This is a genomic window from Pseudomonas sp. MWU15-20650 (assembly GCF_023242475.1).
Lineage (GTDB): Bacteria > Pseudomonadota > Gammaproteobacteria > Pseudomonadales > Pseudomonadaceae > Aquipseudomonas.
In genome coordinates, this window is sequence record NZ_JALJFG010000015.1 from 35,328 (window position 1) to 62,212 (window position 26,885).

The 26,885-nt window shown below is 51.9% G+C and carries 25 protein-coding genes and 2 pseudogenes; 11 read left to right on the top strand and 16 right to left on the bottom strand.

Annotated features, from left to right (window positions below; genetic code table 11):
* The first annotated feature begins 2 nt into the window (after nucleotides 1–2).
* Nucleotides 3–248, top strand: coding sequence for a hypothetical protein (locus tag M5B43_RS13795; RefSeq protein WP_093543584.1), 246 nt, complete (start codon nucleotides 3–5; stop codon nucleotides 246–248).
* Here M5B43_RS13795 and M5B43_RS13800 read toward each other — a convergent pair.
* Nucleotides 239–496: a YgjV family protein gene (locus M5B43_RS13800; RefSeq protein ID WP_248750633.1), complete on the bottom strand. Its 258-nt coding sequence runs from the start codon at nucleotides 494–496 to the stop codon at nucleotides 239–241. The two genes, M5B43_RS13795 and M5B43_RS13800, sit on opposite strands and share 10 nt — an antisense overlap.
* 373 nt (nucleotides 497–869) lie before the next feature.
* Here M5B43_RS13800 and M5B43_RS13805 point away from each other — a divergent pair, with 373 nt between their 5' ends.
* Both M5B43_RS13805 and M5B43_RS13810 read left to right on the top strand, forming a co-directional pair.
* Nucleotides 870–1,313, top strand: coding sequence for a DNA methylase (locus M5B43_RS13805; protein WP_248750698.1), 444 nt, complete (start codon nucleotides 870–872; stop codon nucleotides 1,311–1,313).
* 45 nt (nucleotides 1,314–1,358) lie between these two features.
* The gene (locus tag M5B43_RS13810) at nucleotides 1,359–2,186 is read left to right on the top strand and encodes an alpha/beta hydrolase (RefSeq protein ID WP_248750634.1); all 828 of its coding nucleotides are present in this window, start codon (nucleotides 1,359–1,361) and stop codon (nucleotides 2,184–2,186) included.
* A 31-nt stretch (nucleotides 2,187–2,217) separates the two neighbouring features.
* On the opposite strand, the gene M5B43_RS13815 is transcribed toward M5B43_RS13810, so the two are convergent.
* Entirely contained in the window at nucleotides 2,218–3,030 is an 813-nt protein-coding gene (locus M5B43_RS13815; protein ID WP_027613487.1) for a DUF1206 domain-containing protein, read from the bottom strand.
* 112 nt (nucleotides 3,031–3,142) lie between these two features.
* A complete protein-coding gene (locus M5B43_RS13820) occupies nucleotides 3,143–3,676 on the bottom strand; it encodes an SH3 domain-containing protein (protein WP_349292374.1) in 534 nt (177 codons plus the stop codon).
* A gap of 251 nt (nucleotides 3,677–3,927) precedes the next feature.
* Here M5B43_RS13820 and M5B43_RS13825 point away from each other — a divergent pair, with 251 nt between their 5' ends.
* Complete coding sequence (locus tag M5B43_RS13825; protein ID WP_027613486.1) at nucleotides 3,928–5,229, top strand: hypothetical protein; 1,302 nt, start codon at nucleotides 3,928–3,930, stop codon at nucleotides 5,227–5,229.
* A 365-nt stretch (nucleotides 5,230–5,594) separates the two neighbouring features.
* On the opposite strand, the pseudogene M5B43_RS13830 reads toward M5B43_RS13825, so the two are convergent.
* Nucleotides 5,595–6,202 (bottom strand): annotated as a pseudogene (locus tag M5B43_RS13830) (histidine phosphatase family protein); the annotation flags it as partial.
* Nucleotides 6,203–6,373: 171 nt separating this feature from the next.
* Nucleotides 6,374–7,015: a helix-turn-helix transcriptional regulator gene (locus M5B43_RS13835; protein WP_155953507.1), complete on the bottom strand. Its 642-nt coding sequence runs from the start codon at nucleotides 7,013–7,015 to the stop codon at nucleotides 6,374–6,376.
* 74 nt (nucleotides 7,016–7,089) lie between these two features.
* On the opposite strand from M5B43_RS13835, the gene M5B43_RS13840 reads away from it, so the two are divergent.
* Nucleotides 7,090–7,647, top strand: coding sequence for a hypothetical protein (locus M5B43_RS13840; RefSeq protein ID WP_027613483.1), 558 nt, complete (start codon nucleotides 7,090–7,092; stop codon nucleotides 7,645–7,647).
* Nucleotides 7,648–7,872: 225 nt separating this feature from the next.
* Nucleotides 7,873–8,280, top strand: a complete 408-nt coding sequence (locus M5B43_RS13845; RefSeq protein WP_248750636.1) for a hypothetical protein — start codon at nucleotides 7,873–7,875, stop codon at nucleotides 8,278–8,280.
* A gap of 93 nt (nucleotides 8,281–8,373) precedes the next feature.
* Here the strand turns inward: M5B43_RS13845 and M5B43_RS13850 are convergent, their stop codons facing one another.
* The 6 genes from M5B43_RS13850 to M5B43_RS13875 form a co-directional block, all read right to left on the bottom strand.
* A complete protein-coding gene (locus tag M5B43_RS13850) occupies nucleotides 8,374–8,592 on the bottom strand; it encodes a hypothetical protein (RefSeq protein WP_248750637.1) in 219 nt (72 codons plus the stop codon).
* 207 nt (nucleotides 8,593–8,799) lie between these two features.
* The gene (locus M5B43_RS13855; RefSeq protein WP_248750638.1) at nucleotides 8,800–9,279 is read right to left on the bottom strand and encodes a hypothetical protein; all 480 of its coding nucleotides are present in this window, start codon (nucleotides 9,277–9,279) and stop codon (nucleotides 8,800–8,802) included.
* Nucleotides 9,280–9,497: 218 nt separating this feature from the next.
* Nucleotides 9,498–11,480, bottom strand: a complete 1,983-nt coding sequence (locus M5B43_RS13860; RefSeq protein WP_248750639.1) for a DUF3732 domain-containing protein — start codon at nucleotides 11,478–11,480, stop codon at nucleotides 9,498–9,500.
* Nucleotides 11,464–11,970, bottom strand: coding sequence for a three component ABC system middle component (locus M5B43_RS13865; RefSeq protein ID WP_248750640.1), 507 nt, complete (start codon nucleotides 11,968–11,970; stop codon nucleotides 11,464–11,466). The genes M5B43_RS13860 and M5B43_RS13865 overlap by 17 nt, the downstream gene beginning before the upstream one ends.
* Nucleotides 11,967–13,160 carry an ABC-three component system protein gene (locus M5B43_RS13870; protein WP_248750641.1) on the bottom strand — a complete coding sequence of 398 codons (1,194 nt, stop codon included), beginning with the start codon at nucleotides 13,158–13,160 and terminating at the stop codon, nucleotides 11,967–11,969. The genes M5B43_RS13865 and M5B43_RS13870 overlap by 4 nt, the downstream gene beginning before the upstream one ends.
* Nucleotides 13,161–13,595: 435 nt before the next feature.
* A complete protein-coding gene (locus M5B43_RS13875; RefSeq protein ID WP_248750642.1) occupies nucleotides 13,596–14,633 on the bottom strand; it encodes a hypothetical protein in 1,038 nt (345 codons plus the stop codon).
* A gap of 1,056 nt (nucleotides 14,634–15,689) precedes the next feature.
* Here M5B43_RS13875 and M5B43_RS13880 point away from each other — a divergent pair.
* Together M5B43_RS13880 and M5B43_RS13885 are read left to right on the top strand one after the other, a co-directional pair.
* Nucleotides 15,690–16,193, top strand: a complete 504-nt coding sequence (locus tag M5B43_RS13880) for a 3'-5' exoribonuclease (protein WP_248750643.1) — start codon at nucleotides 15,690–15,692, stop codon at nucleotides 16,191–16,193.
* Nucleotides 16,186–16,582: pseudogene (locus M5B43_RS13885) on the top strand (hypothetical protein). Before M5B43_RS13880 ends, M5B43_RS13885 begins: the two are co-directional and overlap by 8 nt.
* 159 nt (nucleotides 16,583–16,741) lie before the next feature.
* Here M5B43_RS13885 and M5B43_RS13890 read toward each other — a convergent pair.
* Nucleotides 16,742–19,717 carry a TrlF family AAA-like ATPase gene (locus M5B43_RS13890; RefSeq protein WP_248750644.1) on the bottom strand — a complete coding sequence of 992 codons (2,976 nt, stop codon included), beginning with the start codon at nucleotides 19,715–19,717 and terminating at the stop codon, nucleotides 16,742–16,744.
* 391 nt (nucleotides 19,718–20,108) lie between these two features.
* Here M5B43_RS13890 and M5B43_RS13895 point away from each other — a divergent pair, with 391 nt between their 5' ends.
* From M5B43_RS13895 to M5B43_RS13905, 3 genes are all read left to right on the top strand, one after another.
* Entirely contained in the window at nucleotides 20,109–20,861 is a 753-nt protein-coding gene (locus tag M5B43_RS13895; protein ID WP_248750645.1) for a hypothetical protein, read from the top strand.
* Nucleotides 20,862–21,265: 404 nt separating this feature from the next.
* Nucleotides 21,266–22,087, top strand: a complete 822-nt coding sequence (locus M5B43_RS13900; RefSeq protein WP_248750646.1) for a phosphodiester glycosidase family protein — start codon at nucleotides 21,266–21,268, stop codon at nucleotides 22,085–22,087.
* Between the two features lies 1 nt (nucleotide 22,088).
* Entirely contained in the window at nucleotides 22,089–23,000 is a 912-nt protein-coding gene (locus tag M5B43_RS13905) for a hypothetical protein (RefSeq protein ID WP_248750647.1), read from the top strand.
* Between the two features lie 480 nt (nucleotides 23,001–23,480).
* Here M5B43_RS13905 and M5B43_RS13910 read toward each other — a convergent pair whose 3' ends face one another.
* The 4 genes from M5B43_RS13910 to M5B43_RS13925 form a co-directional block, all read right to left on the bottom strand.
* The gene (locus M5B43_RS13910; RefSeq protein ID WP_248750648.1) at nucleotides 23,481–24,083 is read right to left on the bottom strand and encodes a DUF262 domain-containing protein; all 603 of its coding nucleotides are present in this window, start codon (nucleotides 24,081–24,083) and stop codon (nucleotides 23,481–23,483) included.
* Between the two features lie 15 nt (nucleotides 24,084–24,098).
* Complete coding sequence (locus tag M5B43_RS13915) at nucleotides 24,099–24,359, bottom strand: hypothetical protein (protein ID WP_248750649.1); 261 nt, start codon at nucleotides 24,357–24,359, stop codon at nucleotides 24,099–24,101.
* Nucleotides 24,360–24,776: 417 nt separating this feature from the next.
* On the bottom strand, nucleotides 24,777–25,145 hold the full coding sequence (locus tag M5B43_RS13920; RefSeq protein ID WP_248750650.1) for a hypothetical protein: 369 nt from the start codon (nucleotides 25,143–25,145) through the stop codon (nucleotides 24,777–24,779).
* Between the two features lie 27 nt (nucleotides 25,146–25,172).
* The gene (locus M5B43_RS13925) at nucleotides 25,173–26,156 is read right to left on the bottom strand and encodes a tyrosine-type recombinase/integrase (protein WP_248750651.1); all 984 of its coding nucleotides are present in this window, start codon (nucleotides 26,154–26,156) and stop codon (nucleotides 25,173–25,175) included.
* Between the last annotated feature and the right edge of the window lie 729 nt (nucleotides 26,157–26,885).

Below are 26,885 nucleotides of genomic sequence, written 5' to 3' on the forward strand. Positions count from 1 at the left end.
ATTTGGAGTACATCGATTACCTGCAATGGCCAGCCATGGTAGTGACGGTAGCCTCAGCCTGGTTCATCGGGTCGCAACGAGCGTACCGTCGCATGATTGCCTTTTGGGGATTTATCACCAGTAATGCGCTTTGGGTAATCTGGGGGCTTCACGCTGATGCCTACGCTCTGATCCTCCTTGAGTGCATCCTTTTGGGGATGAATGCGCGTGGCTTCAAGAAGAATTTCGATGGTCAACGTCAGTCCTGAGAATGCTCGTTTTCTTTACCCTTCGAATTTTTCTTGAGCCCTCGAAGGTTCATCAGGAAAAGACAAACCTGTAATACGATCAATGCATACGCGCCTGCGTAAAACCCCCAAATTACCCACAACACGTTGCTCATACTGAAGCAAATAAATCCGATCATCCGCCGTCTTGGCCGCTGCGATCCGATTAGCCATGCGGCGAGAACGGTAACAACCATCGCTGGCCATTGAATCCAATCCAGATAAGCCAAATCATCCCCCCGTTACAGTTCAGTGCAACAAATCTCTTATCGATGTAACCCATTCAATCGGGCTTTTGATGGTTGGATGAGGTTTTCGATTTGCCGAGAATGTGGCAAGGGTGGAGCTGACCATTTGGGTGAGTGGTGACGACCACAGATATCAATGACCAGCCTTCGTGAAGCTTAAGATTTGCGTCGTTAGCTGACAGCGCTTCCATGACTTGGATTGTGTCGGAGATATGCATTTCTTCTTTCTCAAATCGTAAGGTTCAACCATTAGGCGTCGAGCATGAATAAGGGTTCCTTTATCACGGCGTCGCACAGCTGGATCATTCGCGATAGCGCCTGGTCTACATTAAGACCATCGTTTGAGGGTGAACCAGTGAGCAAAATCATCTGCGCACGTGACTTACAAATCGACCTTCAAGGTGCGAACGAAGCCGGGTTATTCAGATGGCTGCTTGCCAGTTTCCTGATGGGCAAGAGAATCCAGGGGCCAATTGCCGCCAACGCCTATCAAGTGATCGTCGATAAACATCATCGGGATACGCCGCACAAATTGGCGAGCTGCACTCACCGCCAGCTGGTCATGATGCTTGGTGAGGCTCACTACGTGCGTTACGACGAGACCACCGCGTCGCGGTTGTTGGCATTGGCTAACAAGATCAATGCTGAATATCACGGCAAGGTCAGCAACATCGTCGCGGCAAGCGCAGATCGTAAGGCATTCGAAAAACGGCTATCTGAATTTGAAGGGATAGGGCCGAAAACCATTGAGATTTTTATGAGGGAAGCGGCTGCGGAGCTCTTCGGAACTTCCCCCTAAGTCTCACCAATACTGCCTCCCAATTGCGTGCAGCAAGGAGAAATCATGACAACGCACAGGCTAATAGCGAAGGGCTTGCAGTTGAATGTTTCGATCTGCGGTCAAGGCTCTCCGCTGCTTTTACTCAATGGTTTGGGTGGTTTGATTCGTACCTTCAATCCGTTGCGCGAAGAACTGGACGACTTCACGACCATCACGCTGGACGTGCCAGGGGTCGGCAAGTCGCAAATGCCCCGTTGGCCCATTCGCCTGCCAAGCCATGCCGACGTGATTGCCGAGATGCTCCAGCAATTGGGAGTCGACCAAGTCGATGTGTTCGGGGTGAGTTGGGGAGGTGCACTGGCTCAAGAATTCGCTCTTCGTTACCCGAGCATGGTACGCAGGCTGATCCTCGCGGCGACCTCTCCCGGCCCAGTGCTGTTCATGAAGCCTGCTGACGTTATGGATTTTTTCCGCAAGAGTAAAAACGCCAATGTGCGCAAGCAAGATAGCTCCCGCAATCCAATTCACACACTGCTGCGGTTCGGTGTGATGAAAGGCATGCTCTCTGTTAATCCACGAACCTACTATTTCCAGCTCGCAGCCTTGATCGGATGGACAAGCCTGCTTCGGTTGTCCCGGCTGCCGCAACGCACGCTGGTTCTTACCGGCGACTGCGATCCGTTGATACATGCGTACAACGCCCATATCCTGCGCCGCACAATTCGCCGTTCAGAGCTTCGCATTCTGAAGGGGGAGGGGCACTTCTTTGTGGTGACTAGCGCTAGACGAACTGCCGCACTAATGCGCGAATTTCTCTGTCAGCAGCACCATGATGAAGAACAGGAGGTATCCCTCATCGCAAACGACAGGTTGAGGCCATGCCTGCGCTAATCCGAAAGCGTGCCACCGTTAATGCGGCAACCTAAGGTCTCGATACTCCAGGCACGTCCATATTGATCTTGCGCCAGAAAGCCTCGGAGAAGCTGTAAGCCGAGAAGGCAATCAGACCTAGGGCCATCACAATCAATATCAGCCATCCAGCAGGTAGATTCTGCAGAGCGTCGAGCGCTTGTTTCATACCAGGTGGATCCATAGCTTGATAAGTGGAACCGCTAATTGCCAGCAGGAAGGCAATTTCTATGAATACGACTCCACGAGCTATTAGACCGAACCGAGACACTGGCCGGACGTACCGCATGACGTCCTCGTCGGCTTCAAAATATTTCTCGAACGACGCCTTCCATCCTTTGATGATGTGAGCAATTCCAACACCAAGCGGAATGAGAGCGATCAGGTACACCAATAAATTCGAGTGATCCCAAGACAGAAGATGCGCTAGCCAGTCTTTGGTCTGCCCTCCAGAATCCCCCGAGCTTCTAATACCGCTAATGAGTAGACCCATTGCAAAAAACGCTAGAGCGGCGTTGACCAAACCTCCGGCAAACAGACCAGTGCGAATCACCACTCCTTTGAGTTCTTTGCCGTGATGATCGACATCTCGCGTAGCTTGCAAGACACGCCAAGCCGAAAATGCGAGCAGACCCGCCACCACAAGTCCAACTAGAAAATATCCGAATGGCTGGTTTAGTAAAGCTTCCAGGCTCTTGTGGCTGTCCTTTGGTTTTGTCGAATCAAGTGCTGCCAGCAGCGCGAAGATACCGATGATCAAATAAAGCACTCCTCGAGCGGCGTATCCTCCCCGAGCGAGTATTACAAGGCTATGTTGCGCGGACATCGGATCTATTCCCGAGAGTAGTACAAAAGCAGACCCCTCTCGTTGGGAGGGGTTCGATACCAAACGAAGACGCACTGACCTGACCGAGAATTTACTGCCCCCCTACAATTGCTTAAACACCGTAACGCTTATTGCCACCTGAAGTAATGCAGTACCGACCGCCTCGTGGCCCGATACAAATGTGTCCCGAAGAACAAGGGCAGGAGGATCCGTATTCTGGAGTCTGTCTCCGGACTGGTTGTACTGGCGAAGGCGACTGTTTTGGTTTAGAGGCGGTGTAGCAATTCGATCCGGTACAAAGGCTTTTGGAAGAAAGCCACTTCGCAGGTTGGCCATCGACGCTTATGCGCACCCAATCATCCCGTTTTTCGAAGACCTGAACCTTGGCTCCCCGGCTCAACTTGGAGATAACTTTTCCGCCTGGTTGATTTCGGATATTTAGCTTGTCTGTGCTTACGTATTGATCAACCGAGGGGGCAGGTGTCGATGATGGAACCGAGGTAGATGAGACCAGAGTATTCGGAGTGGGAGGGGGGCTCGGTTGCACCTGAGCGGGAGGCGTGTCTTTTTTGCCTATCGCCCAAAGGATCGCGAAAAGAATCAGGAGTGGGACAAACCATGACTGGGATTTCTTGCGCATTTCCATTGCTCTCGCTCAGCAAGCACTATCCAGCCTGTCTTTCCAGACCAACCTGGCGTCATAAACCTATTGCGAGCTTAGCCAAACCTCAACTTTCTGCAGCCTACCTAGCCCTAACATTTTGGGTTTCCCCGGATTAGCGTCGTGAGCTATCGCTATCTTTATTCTAGGGATGGAAACCACTCAGATAAGCATCCATGTAGCAGTGACGGATAAGCTACGATAATTTGCTCCTCAATCGCTGAAAAGTGATCACTATGGAAGGAATGCCTAAGGCTCAAAGCCCAGCTGGTGATATGTCGGATGAAGTCGTGACGAGAGAAGCGCTTTTCGATCTGGCTTGGTCGACTCCAATGACCAAAATTAGCTCGCGATATGGAGTCTCCTCCAGCTACCTCACGAAGGTGTATGCCAGCCTGAATATTCCAAGACCGCCCGTTGGCTACTGGGCGCAAATCGCGGTAGGAAAAGCTAAAGCTCGCCCGGTCTTGCCTGAGGCTCAACCAGGCGATTCAACTGTTTGGAACAGAAATGAAGCACCGCTTCAGGTTCCGCGATCCTCACCTATAAAACGAAAGCAAATGAGCCGGAAGACACCGCTCAACTCTGACATGCAACCTCGTAGGCACCCACTTTTACTGAGTATTGAAGATCACTTCAAGAAAGTGCGGGAAAGCGAGAACGGCTACGATAGGCCTACAAAGCGTGCGATGGCGGATTTAATAGTAAGCCGCAGTGGGGTCACTCATGCGGTCGACTTCGCAAACCAGTTGTTCCTCGCGTTTATGAAAAAAGGCCTTACGGTTACCTTGAGCGATCCTGCCGAGCGCATGAGCCGCGAACCAGTTGATCATAGGGACAAGTCGTCATCGAGATACGTCTATCCCTCGCTTTGGCAGCCCCAACGTCCGACAGTGGTTCATGTTGGAAGCGTTGTTTTTGGTTTGTCCATTTACGAAATCAGCGAATACGTTGAAGTCAAAAGCGTAGATAAAAGGTTAGTCCGGCTGGGTTCGCGTCCAGAGAGAAAACGCGTTGCCCCCTTCCGAAACGAATGGGTAATGAGCGCCGACATGCCCAGCGGTCGACTGTGCCTTCAAGTTTACTCCCCGTACTATCGGGCAGAGTGGGTTCAGCGCTGGAAGGAAGACAAGCCTGGCGATCTGATCAGTAAGATCCCAAGCATCGTGAAGCTATTGATCGCTGAAGCTCCAGGGCTTGCGGAGAAAGTGAAGCTTGAACGGGAGAAAGCCGACCTCGAGTGGCAAAAGCACCAATTGCAAATGGCGGAATGGAAAAGAAAAGAGGAGGAAAAGCGCCAGCTCAAGGCCATACAGGAAAGTCGCGAGCAACTGGAAGCCGTAATCCAGACGTGGGCAAAAGTGAACAGTATTCACGCATTTTTTGCCGATATCGAAGGGTCAGCACAACGATTGGATGGTGTGTCGAGAGAGGCTGTCATGGAGCGGCTGGCCAACGCGAAGGAATTGATTGGCGACCTTGATGCGTTAAAGCACTTCGCTGACTGGAAACCGCCACTCCTCAAGGGCGGTGAGTAGAACGTCCAGCTTTTACAGTGGGTGGGTGCGCGTGGAGTTAAAATGTGAGTGCGGAAGAATGCAATCGGACTCAAATCGTGACGCTGAGATTTGCCAGCAGCGCTTTTCCTCCCAAAGTCACTCAGCTCCCAAGGGTTTTCCAGCGGGAATGTTCAAGGGCGTCAGACACGCAGCTGCTTTAGCCTCTTGCAGCCGTGTTCGGCGTACGTGGCTGAATCATCATTTGGAGTCGGATAACCTGCTGCTGAAGGAGCCTCTGCGCGCTCTTCAATGAGCAGGCGCTCAGGATCACGAGCGACTTGATAGACTTTTCCTGGTACGCGGCAAGTTGCGTCCATTCGTGGCTCCTCAGGGGCTGACCGACATACTCTCCACCCGGTTTCGTCGGGATCTTTCAAGGGTAGGCATCCACCACAATTGGGCACGTGGTTACCGATCTCATAATCACGCCAGTCCAACATAGCTGCGCCATCAATGCCGAGCGGCTTGTGCTCAATCAGCCAGGCTGCAGCGTTGATAACCTGACCATGCGAAAACGCTACGATGTCTTGGGCGGAATGTTCAGCAAGACGCTCCAGGAAAGACTGAGCTCTAGCTATGAAATCTAGAAATGACTCAGCGCCTTCACCATCCGTAGAACCAGGATCTGCTTTGGCCCAATACGCCTCCACCCATTCGCGCCGATCAGCGACGGTTGTGCTAGTGCACCGCGCGGGTTCAAGGTAAGTGAATTCCTGGATGGGCCATATTTCGAATGGTACTGAAGGGAAATCAGCCACTGTCTGAATTGCAGTTGCTTGGCTCGGGAGAATGGCGAGGCAACGATCAGATCTGGGGCCTGGACGAATGACCCTGCCACTAGGCGCGCTTGTTCGACACCTTTTGGCGTAAGAGGAATGCTCGCGTGATCCAGACTGGCTTTGCCGGCGTTAGCCGCGCTTTCACCGTGCCTGATTAGCCTGACATGCTTCATCGAAGACTCTCACAGGCTGGTACGCAGCGCGTTCCATCCATTGCTGATATTGGCGGCTTATGAGATAGGGCCAACGGATCGTTGCCCCAACGATATCAGAACGCTTTGGTCAGCGGTCTGCATAGGCAGTGCAGAGCCTCTGAGCATACCGACAGCACTGTAGTGAGAAAACTATTCCTTGTGCCAGTAACGCTGCACAGTGGAGGCAGGTAAACCGAGCTTGATCACGGTCTCACGCTGAGTCATGCCCGCGACCTTGCACTCTCGCACAGCAGCCAGTTTTTCCTGAGAAACCTGAGCTCCGGAAGGTCTACGCACCAGCTTGCCATTTTCTATTTGGCTTGCGAAGTCGGCTAGAAAACGTGGCGAAGAAAACTCGCGTACTTCCGTTTTTACTTGGGCCAGTAACTCATTAGGCGATATTTTTTCGCGAAGACTTGTTGCGAGTACCAGCAACGAGATTGTTCTGAGGTCAAGGATCTCTGCTACGGATTCGAGCGTTTCAAGCGATGCGCTGACTTTACCGTTTTCAAGGTTATTCACGTGAGTGGGGTCGATGCCAGTCGAAAAATCCTCTGCTTTCAGATCACGTGCACGTCTGAGAACGCGTAGGACAGCGGCAAGTGAGTCCCTAGCAAGCATTGGAATCTCCAAATGCGAGGATAAGGCCACATTGCTAAAACCCATTCCATCTAATATATTCAGCTTTGGGTATGGCTGGTTGATATCACCTGCGTATCGCCTACCAGCAGGGAAACGCCAGAGCTCTTCCCAGCAGGGGCTCCCGCGCGCACCTCCCTGATACCGGAACATGGTCACATTTGGGGGTAGCTGTAGATTTCAACTGCTCCAGAACTCTATTACGTGAATAAAAGGTAAATGTTGTAATGAAGTTTGAGTGCCTAAAAGTTTCCGGAACGCTCGACTATGTCCGATCTGTGATGCCCATGAACGGTGGGTATAAAGCCAAGATCAGTATTGATGGATCTAGCATTCCTAATTTGACAATGACCAGTAAGATTTACGAAGAATTAGAGGTTGGCCAAAGTGTGACATTGTATGGGATGTTCAAGAACAGTAGTAAAAAAGAAAAAAATATTGGTGTGATTTATGGTGTTCAAAAAGAAGGTGGTGAGAAAGTGTTCGCTACTTCCTTTAGGCTCATGGTACCAATGATTTTAGCAGGCGCCGCTGCTCTCGCATTCTGCATGGTATTTCTCATCGGCTGGTTTCCTTCTTTATTCGCATTGATCTTCTTATTCGGACAAGATCAAAGCTATATGTATAACGCTACAGTGCTGACAATAGTTGAAGCTGGGTTGGTTGCGTTGTTTTTCCTTTGGCGTGCCTGGGTAATTTTCAGTGCCTCCTCGAGGCCGGAATCGTGGGAAATTATTGCCCCTTCCACGCTGTCGAGTCGATTCAGCAAGTTTCATAAGGAGTAAAGTTCGCGGCTGGCGGGAAAAGCGAAATTATTGGCCCACACATTCGCTAGAAACTGAACTCAGGCAAATCCCGGCGCGCATAAGCATTATGCAAGCGGAGCGCGCAGGCGTGCAGGATGAGAGCCCGAAGGGCCGAGACGCGGTTTGCCGTGGCTCGGTTCACGCCAGCCATCCGCCGAAGGCGGCACGCCATAACTACCGCCAGCGTTGTAAAGGGGGGCTGAAATGACCTGCGATTTGCTCTGCAAGCGTGAGAGAACTAGGCGGAGAGCTCTGTGGGCGCTTGTAAGCTTTCGTCCAGGTGAGACCACTGCATCTGAGCTCCTTACCATCCTTGATGAGCTCGACATCCAAGAGCGATACGACACCCCTTGTCGCGATAAGCCACTCGAACTCATTGAGGTTCGTAACTCTATCTCGGTGATGCGCCATAACTCCGGAATCGACATCATTTTGGAGCAGACTATTCCGCAACCCTGGAGGGAGCGTTTCCATCAGGCGAGCATCGGATCAACAAGAATTCCTGATGGGCCTTACGCCACAGACTGGGATAAATTCTTGGCGAGTTGGGAAGCAGAGATGCGGTACCTGGAGCAGCATAGAGCCGCAGGAAATAAATCTAAAAAAGACTGAGCGGGTGAGGGCATTGGCGGGAACATTCTTTTCCTTATCGTTCAGTCGAATTGGCTGTGTGCGATAGGTGCGCAGGGCTCGGGGTAGCAGCACTTAAGACTGTCGAATCCTCAAAATGGAAGCGGTGATGGCTTGAGCATTTGCGTCCAGCGCTTCCATGGCCGACATCGCATGAGCGGCGACGCTTCCCACACCATTTTCTGAAAGCCACTTGGTTATTTCTTCTATTGCTGCACCTAGTGCGTGCTGGTTATGCAGCAGCAATGTCAGGGCGTCCGCCGTGGCAATCTTGTAGTTCGAATTCTCTGGCATGGTAGTCTTCCCTGGGATGATGTACAGAGCCTAGTCCATCTCACCGCTGGCTCAAACGGTGCGGATAGTCGCAAAGGTTTGCGCGATGTTATGGCAGAGCACGACCTGGGCTGACGGGGGGGCCAGAAGGCTCCACTCACCGTCTGTGCCTACCCGCCGTGTGCGGTCTGTGGAGCACGCGATGGGTAAAACTTATATACCCGAGCTTCAGGTTTGCGTACGCAGCCATGATTCCACTTTTTGCCATCGGCCAACCTCGGAAAGCTTTGACCTTCCTGTATCTAGGGTCTCAAGCAGTCGCTGTCTCTCCGCACGAGAGGGAAACCAATCATCAATCTCGACGCTGCAGTGGTTGGACTCGCTCAGTGCCCATCTCACGATCATGTCTGCAGCGGCTCTGTAGTGATCTGCCATGAACAGGCGATGGCCATCCACAGACCAGCCGCGCTCCGCTAGCTCATCGGTCACGTCAATAATGCCAAGGTCACCAAAGTAGGCGGTGGTGTCAGGATAATGAATGCCCGCCAATGACACCTTTGTTTCGCCGGATTCCCGATCAAAATATGAAAGGAAATGCCATCCACCCGTGGTGCTTCCAGGATAGGGGAAGTTGATGGCGGCTTTGCCTGTTATGTAGTTTTCGCGGGAGACGCGTTTGAGGTCGAAGTCGAACAGTGGTTGTGGCATGTAGTCCTTCCTCGTCTCGCGTACTCCCACTTGATGTCGCTGGGAGCCTCCATGGAGGCTTTTTCCTACAAAACTGCAAGAGCATGCCCGCACTTCTCGCTTGGATATTGTTACAGAAGGGGGGCTATATAAAAAAGCATAACGTAACCGCTGGAGGTTCAGAAAAGCCACCTTGATAACGGTGGCTTTTTCCACATGGCTGTACTCACGGTGTGAGATTAATCCCACGTTGCTGGGATAAGGCCGTCGCCTTTTGTACTCCAAGCGGCTACTGAGTGCGTGTGCTCTATGTCACCCCAGATTTCCTGCCCTGCATGCTCAAGTACGATAATTTGGAGGTTGGCATTCGTCCGTGAGATCGCCTCTCCAAGTACCTCGAAAATTCGTCGCGTGGCCTGCAGGTCTTCGATTCTGTGCCTACGCAACACGGCCATGTCCAAGTCCAGTGCATTGCCCCCAAGATCGCTGCTCGGGAAATACACTTGGCTAGGCTGGTCTATTACCAGAAAGCTCAAGGTGGGCAGGTGTAGATTTTCTTTCTGAAGCAAAAACTCATGGATGCCGAGAAACGCAGCCACGTGATATCCCATCCAGTTAGCCCCGCTACCGACTTCCCAAAGGTAGTCAAACTGATCGAATTCCTTGTCGAATCGGATGGTCAATTCCTTCTGATCCAACCTGAGAACTGAGTTAGCAGCACCTTCAAGGGCGCCAAACTGATCTGCGTAATGCTCAATGAGTTCGGTAAGCTTGGCATCTACCTCGCGTTCTCTAGCAGCGCGGTTACCGCCGGCCATCAGTCTGTTGAAATCGCTGATCTTTTTGCTTTCGGCCTTCATGCGTTGGGCAATCGCCTCGTCTGCTGATGTATGGCCGATCTTCTTGAGTACCTCAGAAATTTTCCCAGCAACATAATAGATATCACCAATTACGCTACGAAGCCTTTCGTCCTCCGCCAAAATTGCATTTTTGTCAGCGCGATAGGTATGAAGCGTCTTCTCCTCCTTTGCCAGATTTCGTTTAAGGTTGGATATCCTGCTATCAAACGCAGGATTCTGTTCCAATATCTCAGCCACGCGCGTGATTTTTTTGACCTTCGTTTCGAGGTTGGTGATTACCGTGCTCATTGTGTCCGATGTGGATCCGCACGCTACGCATTTGCCCTCATCCCGAAAACTTTTTTTCAGCCAATCCAAGCCGACGACATGGCTCTTTTCTTCATTTACCGCTTTGACGAACTGCTGGCTACTCTGGGCCAAGCTGCTGTAGCCACTGATCTCCTCCCCTAGCTCGTCTACCAGTCGCTGCTGTGCAGTTTCCTTGGCGACTGCAGCATCAAATCGTTCGTTGATATGTAGGCGCTTTGGCGCAATCAGTGTTTGTTCCAGCCGCTTGTTTCGGTATGCATCCATGACCGATTTTAGCTTCGCGACTTTGATGTCTAGATCGTCAGGTATGTCAGCTTCGAGGAGACCGATTTCGATGCATCTGTCGATCATCCGGTTTACCTCATGACGCCAGTGAAGCTTTGCTTTCTCGACAACCTTGAGTTCTTTTTCGAGACCATCCAGCTCTTTTTGCGCGTCGTCCCGTCTGCGTTCATTTATAACGTATTGCGCATCTACAATGCCTAGAGCGTAAGGCATTGCCCTGGTCAGCTTTTGACGGTGGATCCATGTGTCTGCTTTGAAAAATAGCGTGTTTGGATTGGCCACGATGTGTTGTGGCAAAAAATTGAACGCGGCCAAGTCCCTGAAAGAAGTTCGGGCATCAAGCTTGCTTGGTTTTTCTGCATCAGAATGCGGAAGGTCGCTCACGCCTATCAAGTTGTTGAGCTTATCCTTGAAAGTCGACCTGTTGGTTTTGGTAGGCACAATCTCTGGGATCGAGCCAGAAAACGGTTCAAAGTAGTAGTCGTTCGAAGGGGTACTGTCTATTGGGCCTTTGCGTGCGATTAACCAGCTTTCCCCTCGCAAAGTTACCTTCACCCCAAACCACATGACCTTGTCTCGAATCGTGCCGATGGGGATCTGGCATTTGGTTGCCCCCATCGCATAATCGATGATATGAAGAACGGATGACTTACCTGTTCGACTCAGTCCGTGAATAATATTTATTTTTCCTGGCTTGAATTGGATCTCTTGAATCTCGTTGTTCTGATTTTTTGGCCAGAGAATAATTGAGTCAATTTGAAATTTCATTGGGAATACCGAACAGAAGCTTCAGGAGGGTAGGGGTATCAACACTTGCGTACCAATTGGCCAGACGGTTGACTGTCATCACCATCTCTTTGGGTAGGGCAGACTTTGTTCCACGCGGCCAGCGATCAATTTTGTTGCTGAAGACTGGTAGTTCATCTGTGCGATGAACCACTGCCAACAGATTGGCCGAAACTGCGAGGTTCAAGCCCTGCAGAGCTACTGGCGCTCGAGATGCGACGCGTTGCTCCAAGTCAACCTTAAGACCTGGTGCCTCTCTAAAAACCTTGTCTAGCCTGGTTTTAGCATTCCTTGAACACAAGGCTTCCCGGGAAGCCTCATCCCAGACAAACGGTAAAACGAGTTCGAGTTTCAACATATCGAGCGGGTGCTCGGAAGCTTCCAGTTCGTATTGCTGTACGAATACGGTCAATAAGAAGCACGCCAGCGCGCTATTGTGTACTACATAGGTATCCAAATATGGCCCGCTCACTTACCTTCACCTTTGACCTGATGCCAGAGAATCGGGTGATCTGTACCGTCATCATTTGCTTGATGGTGATATGTGCCTAGGTAAAGGTAACGATGGTCTGACTTCAAACGGCCAATTTCTATGGTGAATTTTTCTGGAGTGGTCGTACTGATGTAGATCTGCTTGTGATCGTCACCGGAGAAATCTTCGAAAGGAATGCCTTTCAGGTTTGAGTAAGCTTCGCGAAGACTATCCCACCTCCCATGAAGTGTGTTCTCAAGCTCGTTAAAGTGCTCCGGGAGTACCTTACCTTTGAGTAAAAGTCTCGACCGCTCGGCATACCCAGCCCAGTAATGTCCAAGCTCCTTTTCGATTGTTCGCTCCATTAGCCCCAATTCTTTGAGCTGGAAAATGAAAGGCAGATTCAATTCTTGGTTGAGCGCTATCAGCTCGCGATATTCGGTTTCGTCCTGACTTCGCGCAGTCCAAGCTTCGCTGAGGAATTTTTCGAAAAGGAGCTGCTTGCGGTTGAAAAGTGGCAGGGATGTAGTCCAGAAGGGCTCCCTGCGTCTCCATGTCTCACGCGCCATGTTGAAAAGGTGGCCCGTGAGACTATCCAATATGACTTTCTTATGCTCGTCCAGACCCTCTGGCAGCTGCAATGCGGCGTACATCGCATCGGTTATCGAAGCAGATTCATGCTTGTGAATGACCTCGAAACGACCGACAACATAGGCAATTGATTCATCATCAAACGCGGTAACCTTTGCTGCAATTTCAGCGGTAGCACCATCCATGGTGAGTGCGTGAGTACGAAGGGTCTTAATAGCGTGCTCTACGTCTTTTGGGGATGACGCTGCTGACAACAGATGTACGAGGCTGTTGCTGCCGACCACTCCATTGGTCACTAGAATAAAGTTGATCTCCTCATGAGTTGCCTGGGACTGCTCGAGCTTCTCAAGCCAGTTTTTGAATGTGTTCCACAGGTTTTTGCTGCTGTCTTGCAGCGGATTTTTTCCAGAGAGCGTGAGTTTGTCTTGCTCTTGGATTGAAATAGTTCCTGTTGCCGTAGGAATCACTTCCTCGACGTCATCCGTTGTTTCTATCCCGAAGAGCGCATCCCTATGTGAACTGTGAAATATTCTATAAAGCGCACGCTCGAACTGGTAGCCATACCCAGCAATGCTTGCACTGGCTTCTGTGTTGTCCATGTGTCCTTCTCTCGGATAATCGCACTGGGCGTCCATGTCGCGCCGGATAGACGAAGCTTAGGCCGCGTTGATGCACGAATTTACCGCGAATAATGGCAGTGGGCCACGCTGGCTTTGTGAGATATTGACAAAAAGATGATTAACTGTGTTTTTGTACAGTTGTTTCCAGTGCCGCTTTTTTTAAAGCGCTCCTTGAAGTTGCTCGTAGAACGCGTCTTCGCCGGGGATGGAGTATAACTTGCGTCCGGGAGGGGGGAGGGCATGCCGCTTCGCGGCCAGGCTGTCGCAAACGGAGCCTTCGCGTTTCGCATCGTCTCGGCCACTTTCGAGCTGATATTCTTCACGCCTTCGGCCTTCCTGGCCGGCGCGCTCCGCTTGCTACGAAAGCCGTTTAACAAAGGGCTTGTTATAATCTGCGAAAGAATAATCAGTGCCTTAAGGCTTTGAAGTGTCGCCCTCTTGCGCTCCCCACATCAATCTGTGGGCTTGAAAGTTTGGATGGAAAAACACCTTGTAGAATATATTTCTTTTTTCTGCAGCAAATACTCCGTCGCGGATCGTATCGAATTTTGGATGTGATGCTTTTTGTTTGTCAAAATCAAAGTCCGCTAAGGTTCCGGCAATGTAGTCAGGAACTCTAACGAAGCTATCGTAAGCGAGTTTTCCTACGGTTTCAGGCTTTGTTAAAATTAATTTTCCTTTAGGATCTACGTCGCTGTTTACACAAAAAGTATGGTAAAGGTTGCTGACTTGCTCAAGCATGTAGTCGCCTATAAATTTATGCTTGAACGTAAGCATGCTGTCACGGTCTGACAGCCAGGCTATAATTTCAACATTGGCCCTTTCGCTTACTTCTGCAAGGAAGTAAGCAGCTAGGCTTGCGATAATCTCAATGTCTCGGAGTAAGCGTAAATTTAATTTTGAGGACTTGACCAGTTGCTTGAGCTGCTTTAGCTCTTTGATGGTTTTTTTATATCTCTGTTCTGCATTTGGTGTTGACGTGCACCAGTATTCAAGCATGCCAATCATGGCATCAATTCGGCTTATGTGATAGAGCTTTTCATCACTGTGCATTCTGCGCTCACGGTCTAGTATCAAGGTGATATTGAAGACCGGCCCTTCTTTAAGGAATGAAATGAACATGTCTTTAACTGACCTTACTTTTTTAAGGTCTGATGGAGCCATTATGTTTATACACTCTGACATTGTCTCAAAGGATGCTAGGTGCGGGAAGAGAGAGAAAGTTACTACATCGCTATTTTTTTCGGAGTCATAAAAGGCATAGTCTGACGATAGAATCCACTTTTTAGTGTCTTCATGTTCTTTTATGAAATCGTCAAGAAGTTTTGCGCCGCTTTGCAAGAAGCTATTGTTAAAGTGTGTAATGGACTCATGTATGCCGAATCCAAGCAAGGGTTGGTCAGGATTGACTTCTTCAAGAGAGTGCGACTTCATAAATTTTGAAAAATCCATTGCTATTCCGGTCTGGCGTAAAAAATTTGGCTGGTTCAGCCCACTTTATGTTGGCAAAAAAACTTTATTTTGTGATGGTACGTAAAAACTGGGTAGTCAGTCCTCACACCCTTGCGGCTGATCACATTGGGCCACCGACCATACATCTCCATTGGATCTTGAGATCGTCTTACTCGTTATTGTCCACCTCGTAGCCCTTTCCGTCACGCCTAGCGTCTTCAAAGATCATCCTCTGCATAGAGGTTGAAATACTCAGTTGGTGTGTAGAATGAAGTCTCGGTGAAGCGTTGCCCATTCCGCATGCTGAAAGCTTGAAGAATCCGCTGATCTTCAACCGACAAGCTACACACTCGAACGAGGAGGGCAGCATGGCTTGACGTTGAATCACCTCGTCATCTCCGATTGACGTGTCGACGGTTCCAATTGGGTCACCGTTCAGCAGCCCAGGGGAGAGACAAGCTGGGCATTCCTCTCTGTGATCGGATTGCATGTCATCGATGTCCTCACTGACGTCCACTGATCGCAAACGGAGCGCGCAGGCGCGCGGATGGAAGCCCGGAGGGCCAAGACGCGGCGGTTCAGCGGCTTGGGTCACAACATCCGGCCCCCGCTAGGGAGCGCCCTCAGCTCCCCAAGCTATTTAAAGGCGTTTCAGCATCCGTTCTAGAGTTTGATGCTCCCACGTGCTAAGCAGAGTTACAGGGTCAGCGCCGAATCGATCACCCGAGTCGAATGAACAATTCCATCCACCCAGGCTCACGCACGCTTCGCAGTAATCGAGCTCATCACAGTCGTTGAAGATCGTAATGCTCCATCCCTCGATATCGACCATGAATATGCCGGCATAGAGCTCGTTCCACGTCTGCGGGCTTGCTCTAACTATCACGCGCCGGCCAAGCGCGACTTGCGTAATACCTGGCCCACCTCCCTTGCTGTGAGCGCGGCATAGACTCCTCAGGGTAATCAGTTAAAGTCATAAAAGAATTCAGTCAGCCTTGATCATCTGTCGAAGGTACACCGGCAGGCGTGAACCAGGTGCCCATAGGGGAGGGGGAGATGAAGGTATTTTTGGACTGCGAGTTCACTCGGCTTAACCGCGACACGAAGCTGATTTCACTAGCACTTGTGTCCGAGGCTGGCCACGAATTCTATGTCGAGCTCACAGATACCTACCATGTGGCAGATTGCAGCGATTTTGTGATCCAAAACGTCCTGCCTCAGCTCAACCTACCTGAACATGGGCAACCCTTGGTCGAAGCTCGAACCTCACTGCTCGCTTTCCTGGGCAACCTTGAAGGCCCGCTCGAGATCTGCTCGGACGCCCCGGATTGGGACTGGGTTCTCTTCTGCCAATTGGCATACGTACATCATCGTTGGCCTGCTAACGTTGCCAATAGTCCAACCAACCTGATCCTGCTATTCAGTCATCTTGAAGCGGATGATATCGGCAACGTGACGCTCCCGGAACTTCCCCATCACGCGCTGCTGGATGCTCGCCTCTTAGCCGACCTTTATCGTCGACTGACTGCCGGTTCCAATCGAGGCACTGAACATGGCTGATGATCTTCGTACGCGTGAGTCTGTCAGGCGCAAAGCGCTCTGGACACTTTCGCACCTGGTGCCGGGCGACCCACAAGCAGCCGCTATTTTGAATGTGCTTGATGACATTGAAGACCAAGAGCGCGTCGACTTAAACCAGAATCATCCACGCCTCGATATTGATGCTGTCCGCAAAGCAGTCCTGATTGAACGCCACAGTTCCGGTATCACTGCGCGAGGCCGGTATTCCCCAGCCATGGCTTGAGCGTTTTCTGCAAGCGAGCATCGGGTCGACGCGCCTTGTCGATGGCCCGTACGCCCATGATTGGGAGAAATTTCTCACTCAATGGCAGGCTGAAATGCTGCACTTGGATGCTCACATGTCTGCTAGTGGAGCACATCAGCCGTAAGCATCTGGGGCACCTCCGATTGGCTTGAGGTTGATGGACTGATCGTCTCATCACGGGTCACCAATTTCCCAAACGACCTGGCATGCATGTCGCCAGGGTAATCGGAGGTAAAGCAACTGCATGGGCAGCCAGCCGTGCCTTTCACTACCTGCCAGGGCGCTACCTTTCAAGCCGCACACGAAGCCTGCGAGCGCGCTCTCGAAAGGCCTTTTCACCACCCTCAAGGATTTCACACACTGCTTTTCGTATGGCCGCATTTTCTAACCCCCCTGACTGATAGTAGATGGGTGGAAGGCCGCCAGGTTGGTGGGGGCCGGCAGTCGCAATGATGATTTGATCTGCGTCGGTATTGATCACAAGGTTTGCGTTGTGCGTGACCATGATGACCTGGCGCTTGGATTTGGCGGCTATGAACAATGATACCAACTCGTCGAAGACAGACTTTGGGTCGAGATTTTCTTCAGGCTGGTCGATAATCAGGGGGCGGTCATCAGAATCGTCCAGCGCTAGATATAGTAGGAGCAGGACAATCCCGCGCGTGCCAGGCGATAGCTTCTGAATGTCTACGCCGTCATAGGAAATCTCATATCGCACAGTCAGGTGGTCGGTGCTGAACAGCCAGTGAGCCATCTGTTTTGACCAAGCCCGATATTTCTCATGATCGCTGGCCGCATAAGGCGCGTGCTCCAACAGTGACGGTTGATATCGAGCTAGGAATGCTGACATAGCTCCTTGGACTTCTGCTGCCGTGCCGGTCTCCCACACTGATTTTAACGATTGGGTGGCGGCTTGGGTCAGTGCACCGCGACCGTAGAAGGGGCCAGCTTTTCGTCGATCCAGTAGCAGCTCTTCAGCAGTTGCCCCCCAAGCATTCACGTCAGCAATTCGCCGGACGTCAAAGCTCAGTTTTTTGAGCGTGCCAGATGACGCACCAAGTCGGGCCATTAACGGAACGTAGAGATTCGCAAGTTCTCGCTGCTCGCTAATGATGGCATCAAAGACTCGACCGTAGGTGCTGTCGCGCTCAGCCTGAAGTAGTTTGCGACGCTCCAGGGCCCCTTGGGCATCGATCAATCTGGTTTGCAGTGTGGCCAAGGATGCGTTTTCGATGCCGATGCGCTTTGTCAGGGCAGCGTACTGGTCGCGGATCAGCTTGTCGGCGCTGAAGAGCGCCTCCAGACGGGTCATCTCAGCACTGATCAATGCGAGCGGAACATTCTCCAGCGGGACGTCCTGCCCAATCAGCTCCACTTGCGGGTCTGCATGCGTCACAGGTACACCCGAAAGCTTGGAGATGTGCTCATCTGCCCACACGAGATAGCCCTTCAGATTGGTGTCCACATCTCCATGGTATTCCAGTAGAAACTCAGCCCATTGGTTGGCATCAAGTCCAGCGTTGAAGTGCCTCGACTGCGATTGACGAAGCATTTCAGGCGCCTGGGTGTTACGCATGCTTTGCACTTCATCTTGAAGGGAAACGAAGGTGCGACGTTGGGCGCTAAATGACTGAATTTGAGTTCGTAGGTGCTGAGCGGCCAGGGCCAGTTGAGAGTGTCTTGCAACCTGCGCCTCGGTTCCTTTTACCACGAGCTTGGCAAGGTCAGCGTTGTAACCCGCTATCAACGTCTTCTTTTGTTCCACCTGAGTTGTCAGAGCGGGCACAAGGTGCTCTTTTTCATATTCTGAACCGATGCGATTTGAGATATCTGAAATCGCAGCCGCCTCTCTCGCTCTGGCCTGTTGGAATCGGGCCGTTTGTTGCTCGCGAAACTCAGCGAAATTGACCGCGCCATCTTGATCATCTTGCGTGTGCGATTCGAATATTACCCGCTCGATTTCTTCAATTAGGCCATCGGAAACGCCTTGGGCAGAGCAAAGCTCCTCCACGAATTGTTGAGACAGATAACGAGCACGCGGGAAGGATAGGTGGCCATAGGCATCTCGCCCATCCAGGTATCTTTTACCTGTCGCGCCACCACCCCAAGTCAACGTGGTGGACGCATCGCCCAAAAGGCCTTTGGCACGAGTGAGGAACGAGGGGCTGATCCCGTTGCCGCCATCGGTGCCGATGTCCAAAACTGCGTCGCATCCAGCGGCAATGATGTCCGCGAGCGCAGTCTTGCCTGAACCCCGAGCTCCGATGATGGCCACCAGCCCTGGATTTAGAGGGATACTGGGCGTGGCTGCCCAAGAGGCATCCCCGATATTGAGGTGGGATATCACTTGCGAGGGCATGGCTGAGCTGGGCGGCTGATCGCCGATGTAGGCACGCCCGTCTGGATCGATGCATGCTTGACGTAACGCGTCGAATTCCAAGCCTCCTTTTATCCAAGAAAACCGATTCTCGACAGGCTGTCCGACCGATGCTTGGGAATGGGCGTCGCTGCCATGAAGGCAAGGCTTGCAGCCGTCGTACCGAGCATTCAGCTCTTCAATGGACACCGTTCGTTGGCCTAACCAGAATTCTCGCTGAGCGGCATTGCTTGAGAAGATGATGTGCGCAAATTTCTCAATCTCCTGACGCACTGTGGTGTCGGCTGCCATCCTTAACCCCGATGTCCCGTCACCGGAGCCTCCCGCGACCGCGACTAGGATGTTTTCTCTGGCCCACTCACTCTCCTGCATCACTTCGCGTAATTGGGAAAAGTTGACTTTGAATTGGGTTGCTCCGGTCTGCAGCGCGACGCTGTCGTCAGTAATCGTGGCATCAGTTTTTCGGCCAAGCCGGATCAGTTCTTCACGCGTGCAATCGTATCGGTCTTTGTGTGCAGCAAATTGAAGTCGTTTAAGAAGCCTTTTGAGTTCGATCAAGTGGTCGGGATCTTCATTGCTGACCAGTAGATGGATGTTTACGTACCCTGACTTTGCTGCCACGTCGAGGCGCAGTTCAATATTAGGGAAAAGCAGCTGAACGTTAGGTAGCCGGCCCGCCACCTTGTGTGCAAGCAGTTGCTCATATGCGTCGGTGACGTAGTAGTCGGTGACAGCGATAGCCTCTATGGTTGGAGTCGACCTTTCGAGCCTAGCGAGATACTCTTCCCAAGGATCGCGCGCTCCATACTGATCATTCAGCACGGTACCAGGTGTATGGATGTGCGGCTCCCATCGGTGCCATTGTGAGCCTCGACTATTCATTGAGCATCCTCATGCTTATCCATCTCCATTTTGGGCTGGAATATCACGCAGAAACGCTACTCACCGCACCTTTTTGGCATGAGCCGGTTTGGGGAGCACATGCTGTTTTACCATCGTTGATCTTAGCTATTCAGGGCGTCTTCGCCACCGTTGGTGCACGACAAACTCATGGCTTCGGGTTAGCTGGGCGAGCTCTGAGATAAGCTCTCCGATATGTGAACGCGCAACCACTGGTTGCGTACGAAGAAGAGACCAATCTGTCTGACACAGATCCTTCAAGAAAGGTGTGATGGGCACTACTATTGCCGAATTGGCGCTTAATTGACGTACATCATTGGCGCACATGGAAGTGCTCTACTGCATGGGTGGAGCTATTACTAAGGAGCTGTTAATGCTTTCCCTATTGAAAAAATATTGCACGTATTCGGCTTTTATTGTTGCAGCAGGTGTAGTTGGTTTTTTGAGCGATATAGGTGGCGCGCTGGAAAACGTCAAAAAGCTATTTGGGCAGGATGATCCCTTGATTCTGGTAACCGCCCGACTTTCTCCTTTGGCTAGAGATCCTAGAATTCGGAATGGGAGAGATGAAGCGTCACTCAGCTTAGAGGTCAGAAACTACGGCAAAGAAATGGTGATGCTGACTTCCGCTGACTTGGAAGTGGTGCATGCCAACGGAGCAAAGGTGGGTAAGGGAGGGATCTTTGGTAGGTGCGTACTGAAGGCGGTCGACAATGAAAATACTCCCCAGACAATCGCGCCCGGCAAATCGACTAGGCTGGCGATTAGCCGAACCGTCGACCTGCCTGGTGTGTCGAAATTCCTAAGTGATGAAAAGCTGCGGTCGGTATTCGTTCACACCATCGACGGTCAGCCCTATTCGATTGCCGAATCAATTTATGTGGATGAACTGAACCAGTTTTTCTCTGATACCTATGGTCGAGATGCAGCATTGAAGGTCACTCTGTATTCGACTCAATCCGGTGACAAACATGTTTTCATTCTTCCGCTGGCACGAGGCAAAGACTTGTTTGCGAAAGACGGAAGCTTGCAACACGACTGGTTTATTGCAAACTGGAAAAACTGGGACAAACACCCTATTGCTCAAGCATCCGCCTGTGACGCTATCGTGAGTCATGATTGGTGAAGTATCCGTACCGCCGGAGAAGAGACAGTCCCTCACGACAGCCTACGTACCCGTGCTTCAACGCACGAGACTTTCATAACGTATTGGACTAGGGCCGTCTTTGTCTTAGGCCATCACCCCCAGTTTTCTCTGCTCCGCAAACATGTAGGCATATTCGCAATCCTGGAATTGATCTCACCGATGAGTGCGGCAGTCGCCCTTGGAGGGCCACGCTGCTGGCTTTGCAGATTGAGATAACGCAAAATGGCCAGTAATTAGCCACGTTCGCATAGCACATAGCTTTCCCGCTGTAGGCTGTTTGAAATGAGCATGCCTGTCGTACGTGGAATGGCTTGCGCGGTGATGTTCACGTCTGCGGTTCCTCTGTCGACGATTTTGTGCGAATGAAAGGATGTATTTGGTAAATGAAATGGATGTCAGCGTTACTGCTTTGCTTCATGTCGGCCTTTTGTTTGTCCTCTGTTTACGGCGCGAATCTGGTCTCAATTTTCGACCAAGAGCATGAAGTGTTCCACTGGCCACTTCCTCACGAGGGCGATGTCACCCTTCATCAATCAGGCGAATACCAGATTGTGGCGGTGTACATCCCAAACGGTGCCTCGACTCTCTCCGTTCATAAAATCGAGAAAAAGGGAACCGCAGAATCCCTTTACGCCCCGTTGGTTAAGAAGAACACCTTGGTGATCGCAAGTGGCGGTTTCTTTGGTTTCAAGTTAAACGGGAAAGAGCAGCCACTGGGCCTGGTTCGCTCCAATGGTAAGCGCCTGGTTAACCTGATTCCGTGGGATCACGGCGGTGTGCTGGTGTCTGACCAGAACGGAAACGCGAAAGTCATACCAGCGTCAAACAGAAACCAAGCTGGTGCCTGGTCAGACGCCCTTCAGTCCAAACCCATCATCATCAACAGCGGCAAAGTCGACGTCGCCAAAAATCTGCGCGACGCAGAATTCAATCGAGTGGCGATTGGCTTCACCCGCGAGGGAGATATCCTTCTCGTGGGGACGTTTCAAACCTTCGGGCAAGCTGCCACGTTGGTCGATTTTGCAGAGGTCTACAAAAAGATCGCTGAGGATCGTGGCCTGCATATTCACCGGGCGTTGGCTATGGACGGTGGGGCGGGTGCTCAAATCACTCTTCCAACGCTCAAACGCAGATTCGGCGATACCGGACGCTCATATTTCCCCAACGCGATGAGGATTGACTTAACGCTGGGTGGGATCAACTAGCATGCAGTGGATAAAAAAGGCTTGGGCAGGCTTATCGAAGACTGCGAAGTGGCTTGTGTTGGGCGTACCAACCGCTACGGCAGCTATAACGGCGGCTGTACCCGTAATCGAACAAACGTCGAGCCTATGGAAGAAGGCAGAGGCCCGAGTAGAGATCATCGCCCCGGAGTCCGTACATGTCGGGGACGAGTTCCCCCTCGACGTGCGTGTAGATTCTGTAGGTTCGGCAAAATCTATACCTGCTGGCACTGTTGAAATTCGTACCGATCAGAAGTACATCAAATTCACCCCATCACCGACGTTGGGTGTTCCTGCGATTGACGGCTCGACCCTGGTGCCTCTGACCACCAAGTTGAAGGCTCTCAAGGTGTCGGATGAGCCGGTGAGCCTCGTTGCTTACTATAGGTCTGGAGATATCGAGGCGACTTCGGCGATTCGGAAGATCATGATTATCCCAGCGGTGGTGATGAATTATCCCCACTTCAATAAAAGCGACACGAACCGCGTGGATTTATCCGGTGAGTGGAACATCGACTTTGGCGGCCAATCAGGAACGATGGAAATTCGACAGGCAACCAACAGCAAGATATCCGGAACGTTCCGCTTGCCTGGGTACAAATGGAGTGCCGGTAGTGTTGAGGGCTACAAGGATGGTTCGACTTTCCGAGTCGTGTTTGTACTCCCCAAATCCAAGCCTGAGCAGATGCTGCGGGTCGCTGGTGACTTCAGGCCAAATCCGCAAAATGCCTACATTGAGATTGTCGGCTGCGCGTACCATCTCAAGAAGTCGGGGAAGAGACACGCCAGCGTTGGTGGAGAGGGAGTGGATTGCACCAAACAAGTCTTCTTTGACCAGTGGGAAGTAGTGCAGGTGGCACATTTCAACGCCAGCGCAAAATTTGTACCTGAGTGAGTAATCGCCAGCTAACCCCTAGGCCGCTTCATGACTCTGCAGCACCTAGGGTATGACCTTGATGCTACCTCTTAACCAGCTCTTTATACCGCTCTCGGGCCTCAAGGATCTGATCCCTGAGTTCCTCGGGGTCAATGCGCATGCCACCGCGAGGCGTTACCTGGAGCGATTTCAGACTGTTCGCAGCCTTGATGAATTCCCGTTCCTCTGCCTGAACCCACTCGGGCCGCTTGTCTTTCCAAAATAGCCAACCCATTTGCCCGGCCTCATCTTTGATCGGATGCTCACAGCAGTATGTGGGAGCGGTAGCCAATGTCCAAGCAAGAAGGTGAGTCGGCTCGCTCTGCAAGCGGAGTGCGCAGACCATGATGGTCGAAGAGCGTAAGGATGGAAGCCCGAAGGGCCGAAACCCAGCGTAGCGGGGCTCGGTTTACGACAGCCGCTCCCGAAGGGATACGCCCGACCGCCTTGATTAAAAGGTTACCGAACAGCTCGTTGATCAAATGACCGAGGCACTACTTCCTGCGCGCAAAGATCGTATGTCCTGCGCAATGCCACCTCGTCACCAGACGACACCCTGACATGGGTAAAGATCGTCGACAGAAAGCGCTTCCTTTCGCCGTTGCCGAGCTCAGACCAAATCCTCGGCTGTCCTTGTGCATCAGGGATCGCCAGCCGGTCGAGGAGATACTCTTCCAGGCTGTGCAGACGTTGCTGACCATCGACCAGAATCTCGCTGTTCTCCGCCAATGCCCTGCCAGTGCTCGCCGGCTCGCTCCATTCGTTTGTAAGGTAGCTTCCCAAGTCTCCCCCTGACCAAACGGCGCTAATAAAACGAGCCTGCTGGCCTACGTTCCACTCCAATCCGCGCGCCCAAGTGGGTACGGGCATACCCATGACAAATCGTCCAGCCCATGGAAACCTATCGTGAGCGGAGGAGGAGCCAACCAGATACATTTCCCAGTGGCCTACCAGAACATCTATTGGGTAATGACTGACGGTTGTAGCCAGAACCCGCTGCGGCATCTGGATGCGTAATTCAGACGGTTCGTCGTCGGCATAGCGTTGAAAAATAGAAGTCATGGTACTCACTGGTGGCTACAAATAGGTAGAGGTGCGGGAGCCTGCACGGGCGCATCGCCATGCGTCGACAGTCTCGATGATCAACACATCTCGTTCGATGGAAATGTCGATCTGGTCGCTGTCGATCAGCGCATGTGCGTAGCCCTCTACATAGGCTGCAGCTTTATCAAATGCAGAAAGGGTTTCTGAAGACTTGATGACGTTGATCAGACGTTGCCAGGCAGCGTGCTGACGGTTGCCTAGGATCGTCTTGGGGAACGAAATGGCGGCACTCAAGCGCTTTGCGTAGTCATCGGTAGGTGGGATCAAAGCGATTCGCTCGAAGGGATACATACCTATGACAAACGGTTGGTTTTGGAAAACCTTGAGCTGGTGCGGAAGATTTTGTCTGCAGTCCAGGTTGAAGGCTCATCGCAACCAGCAAGCTGAGCGCGCTGGCTTAAGGATGAAAGTCCGGCAGAGTTAAGACAACGGCGAGCATTGACGGGCCTGGCTCAAGACAGTCGGCGTTACTAGCGCATGTGCTCGGGCACCATCCCGATCACACCGCGCTAAGTTACCTACAATCCAAACTTCAGGTGCATCTGTTCTGGCAGTCCTTCCTGACCTAGGATCAAGCCTCTCCAGTAGGGCCCGGTAAATACGAGGATCGGGTTTGGGCAGCGCCGATCTCGAAGCTGAATACATGGGTATTCATGCTCGGGAAAAGCTGCTCCACCGCCGCGCCATAGGGCTTGGCAAGGTTGCTGCTGATACCGAAGCAACGCCACGCTCCTGGAGCATAGCGACCGCCTCAATTGCATCGGGATATGCCTCGATGGAGTTGAGCTCGGCCTGCAGAGCGCACTCCATCTCGACTCGCCGAGATTCTGAAAGCAGGATGCCGACGTGCTCGGCGAGCTCATTCAGCTCCAAGTTCAGCATCATGATGACGTGTGCATCACCAGGGTGAGGTCGCCGGCCTTGCTTCATGCCTTCCCGCAGCAATTGGCGGTATGGGGTTGTTCTTCGACCTATTCGCACAACCGTCCCGAACGCGGCAAAAATTGCCGTCTTGGTCACCGTCACTCCCACCCTGAACGTCTCGTCTCAATCGCTGAGTTTGGAGTCCAAGCTGCTACTCAGGTAATACTTCGTCATCGACTCCGTTGGCCAGTGGCCCATTTGTTTTGCCACGATTGGGAGCGGACTACTCACAGTGGCCATCTGCATAGCCGCGTTCAACTTTAAGGACATGCGAATCGTGAGTGGACTGACTTTGGCAGGATCAATGCCAGCCTTGTGTGCCCAAGCCTTGCACAGTTTTTGAAGTGCCGAAGGAGACATAGGAGTTTCTGGGCTCCTTTTGGATTGGAACAAAAGGGCGTTTTCCGCCAGATTCGCGGTGGTGATGAAGCGGCTGATGGGTGTCCAGCATTTGCGAGGCAATGTGACTCGTGCTTTTTTGAGGCCCCGAGAAACAAAGAGGGTGCGTTCACCATCTTCAAAAAAGTCGCTGGGCCTCGCGCTTAAGTATTCCCATTTTCGAAGGCCGGCGATCATGCAGCTCATCAGTGCCTGATCTCGCAGGCTCTCCGTGGTCTCAACGGCCCGACTGAGAGACTCAAGTTCTTCCTTTGATAACTGGGAGTAGAGCTTACATGCAGAGTTCGCCATCTGAGTTCTCAAAGCGGACATGTTCGACCCAGTGGACTGTTCACCATGACGTGGCGGTAGATGAACCTTTTTCGGCACCTTGAATGCAGAGAGGGCGTTAAGGTGCAGCGAGTTGATCATCTGCGCCAGTGCCGCCTGGTCTGAGGCAAACCACTCGCTGGGTGTCATCGCCGCTTTGATTGCGAGCATCTGTGCCTGCCTCACCGCAGACTGTGGGAAGGTACCTGCTGGCATCTGCTCGCTCGTGGAAGCTGCCAGATCCTTGTAGTCCTTGTAACCAAGTCCCTGGGCAAGAAGCTCCAGGGCTGATGTGTGGGTGAGTGGGCTTGGGCCACACCACTGCTTCTGCAGATTCTTGGCGAGCTTCTTCAGGCTACTGTTGCGGATGAGGTCTTTTGGATGTACTGGAACGCGCATTGGCAGTTCTCCAATAACGTCGAGGCGTCGGCTGCCCGCTGACTATTGTCGAAATGCGTGCGTGAAGAAGGGTGTAGCAAACCTGTGGCACTGAGGCCTTCGCGAGCCGACCGCCCGATCCAGATACATCGGTCGGCGAAAGCTATCACGTCGATCTTTGAGCTGTCCAGTGAGGGGTATAAGTAGCCACTCTGGCGTTCATTACTAGAAAAGAGCACTTCCATGTGTATACCTTGAAAGGATTACTACCGGCCTTTACGAGGTCACCACTCGAGGATATAGGTGTGGATGTGGGCGAGCCGGGGATCTACACGTAAGGTAGAAGGTGCGTACTACCGGGATTGGGAGAAGTTGTTCAGGGATTGGAGACGTGGAATGGCCCACCTGGAACTCCACAGGCGTGCACGTAGAAACAGATGAGGGTAAATAGTACATGACGTGTACTTCAGAACCTACTCAATCAAAATGCCGAACTATAAATGCCTACTACGTCGTTGTCAGCTTCACGACAAGCATTCATGGCATATTGATTGAGCAGGGTATTCTGGCCTGGTACGTTAGCTTTGCAAGCTGACCGCAGGAGTCCAGGTAATCCCGTCCTTGTGGCCTCTGTGAGGCTACCCGGATATTACAGAGCTTTCAACTCAAATACCAAGATCTAGCTCAAGTTTCCATCCCCTTAAGCGGCGCGATGCACACCTTGAATTGAACAGTGTCTCAAAAAGAGCC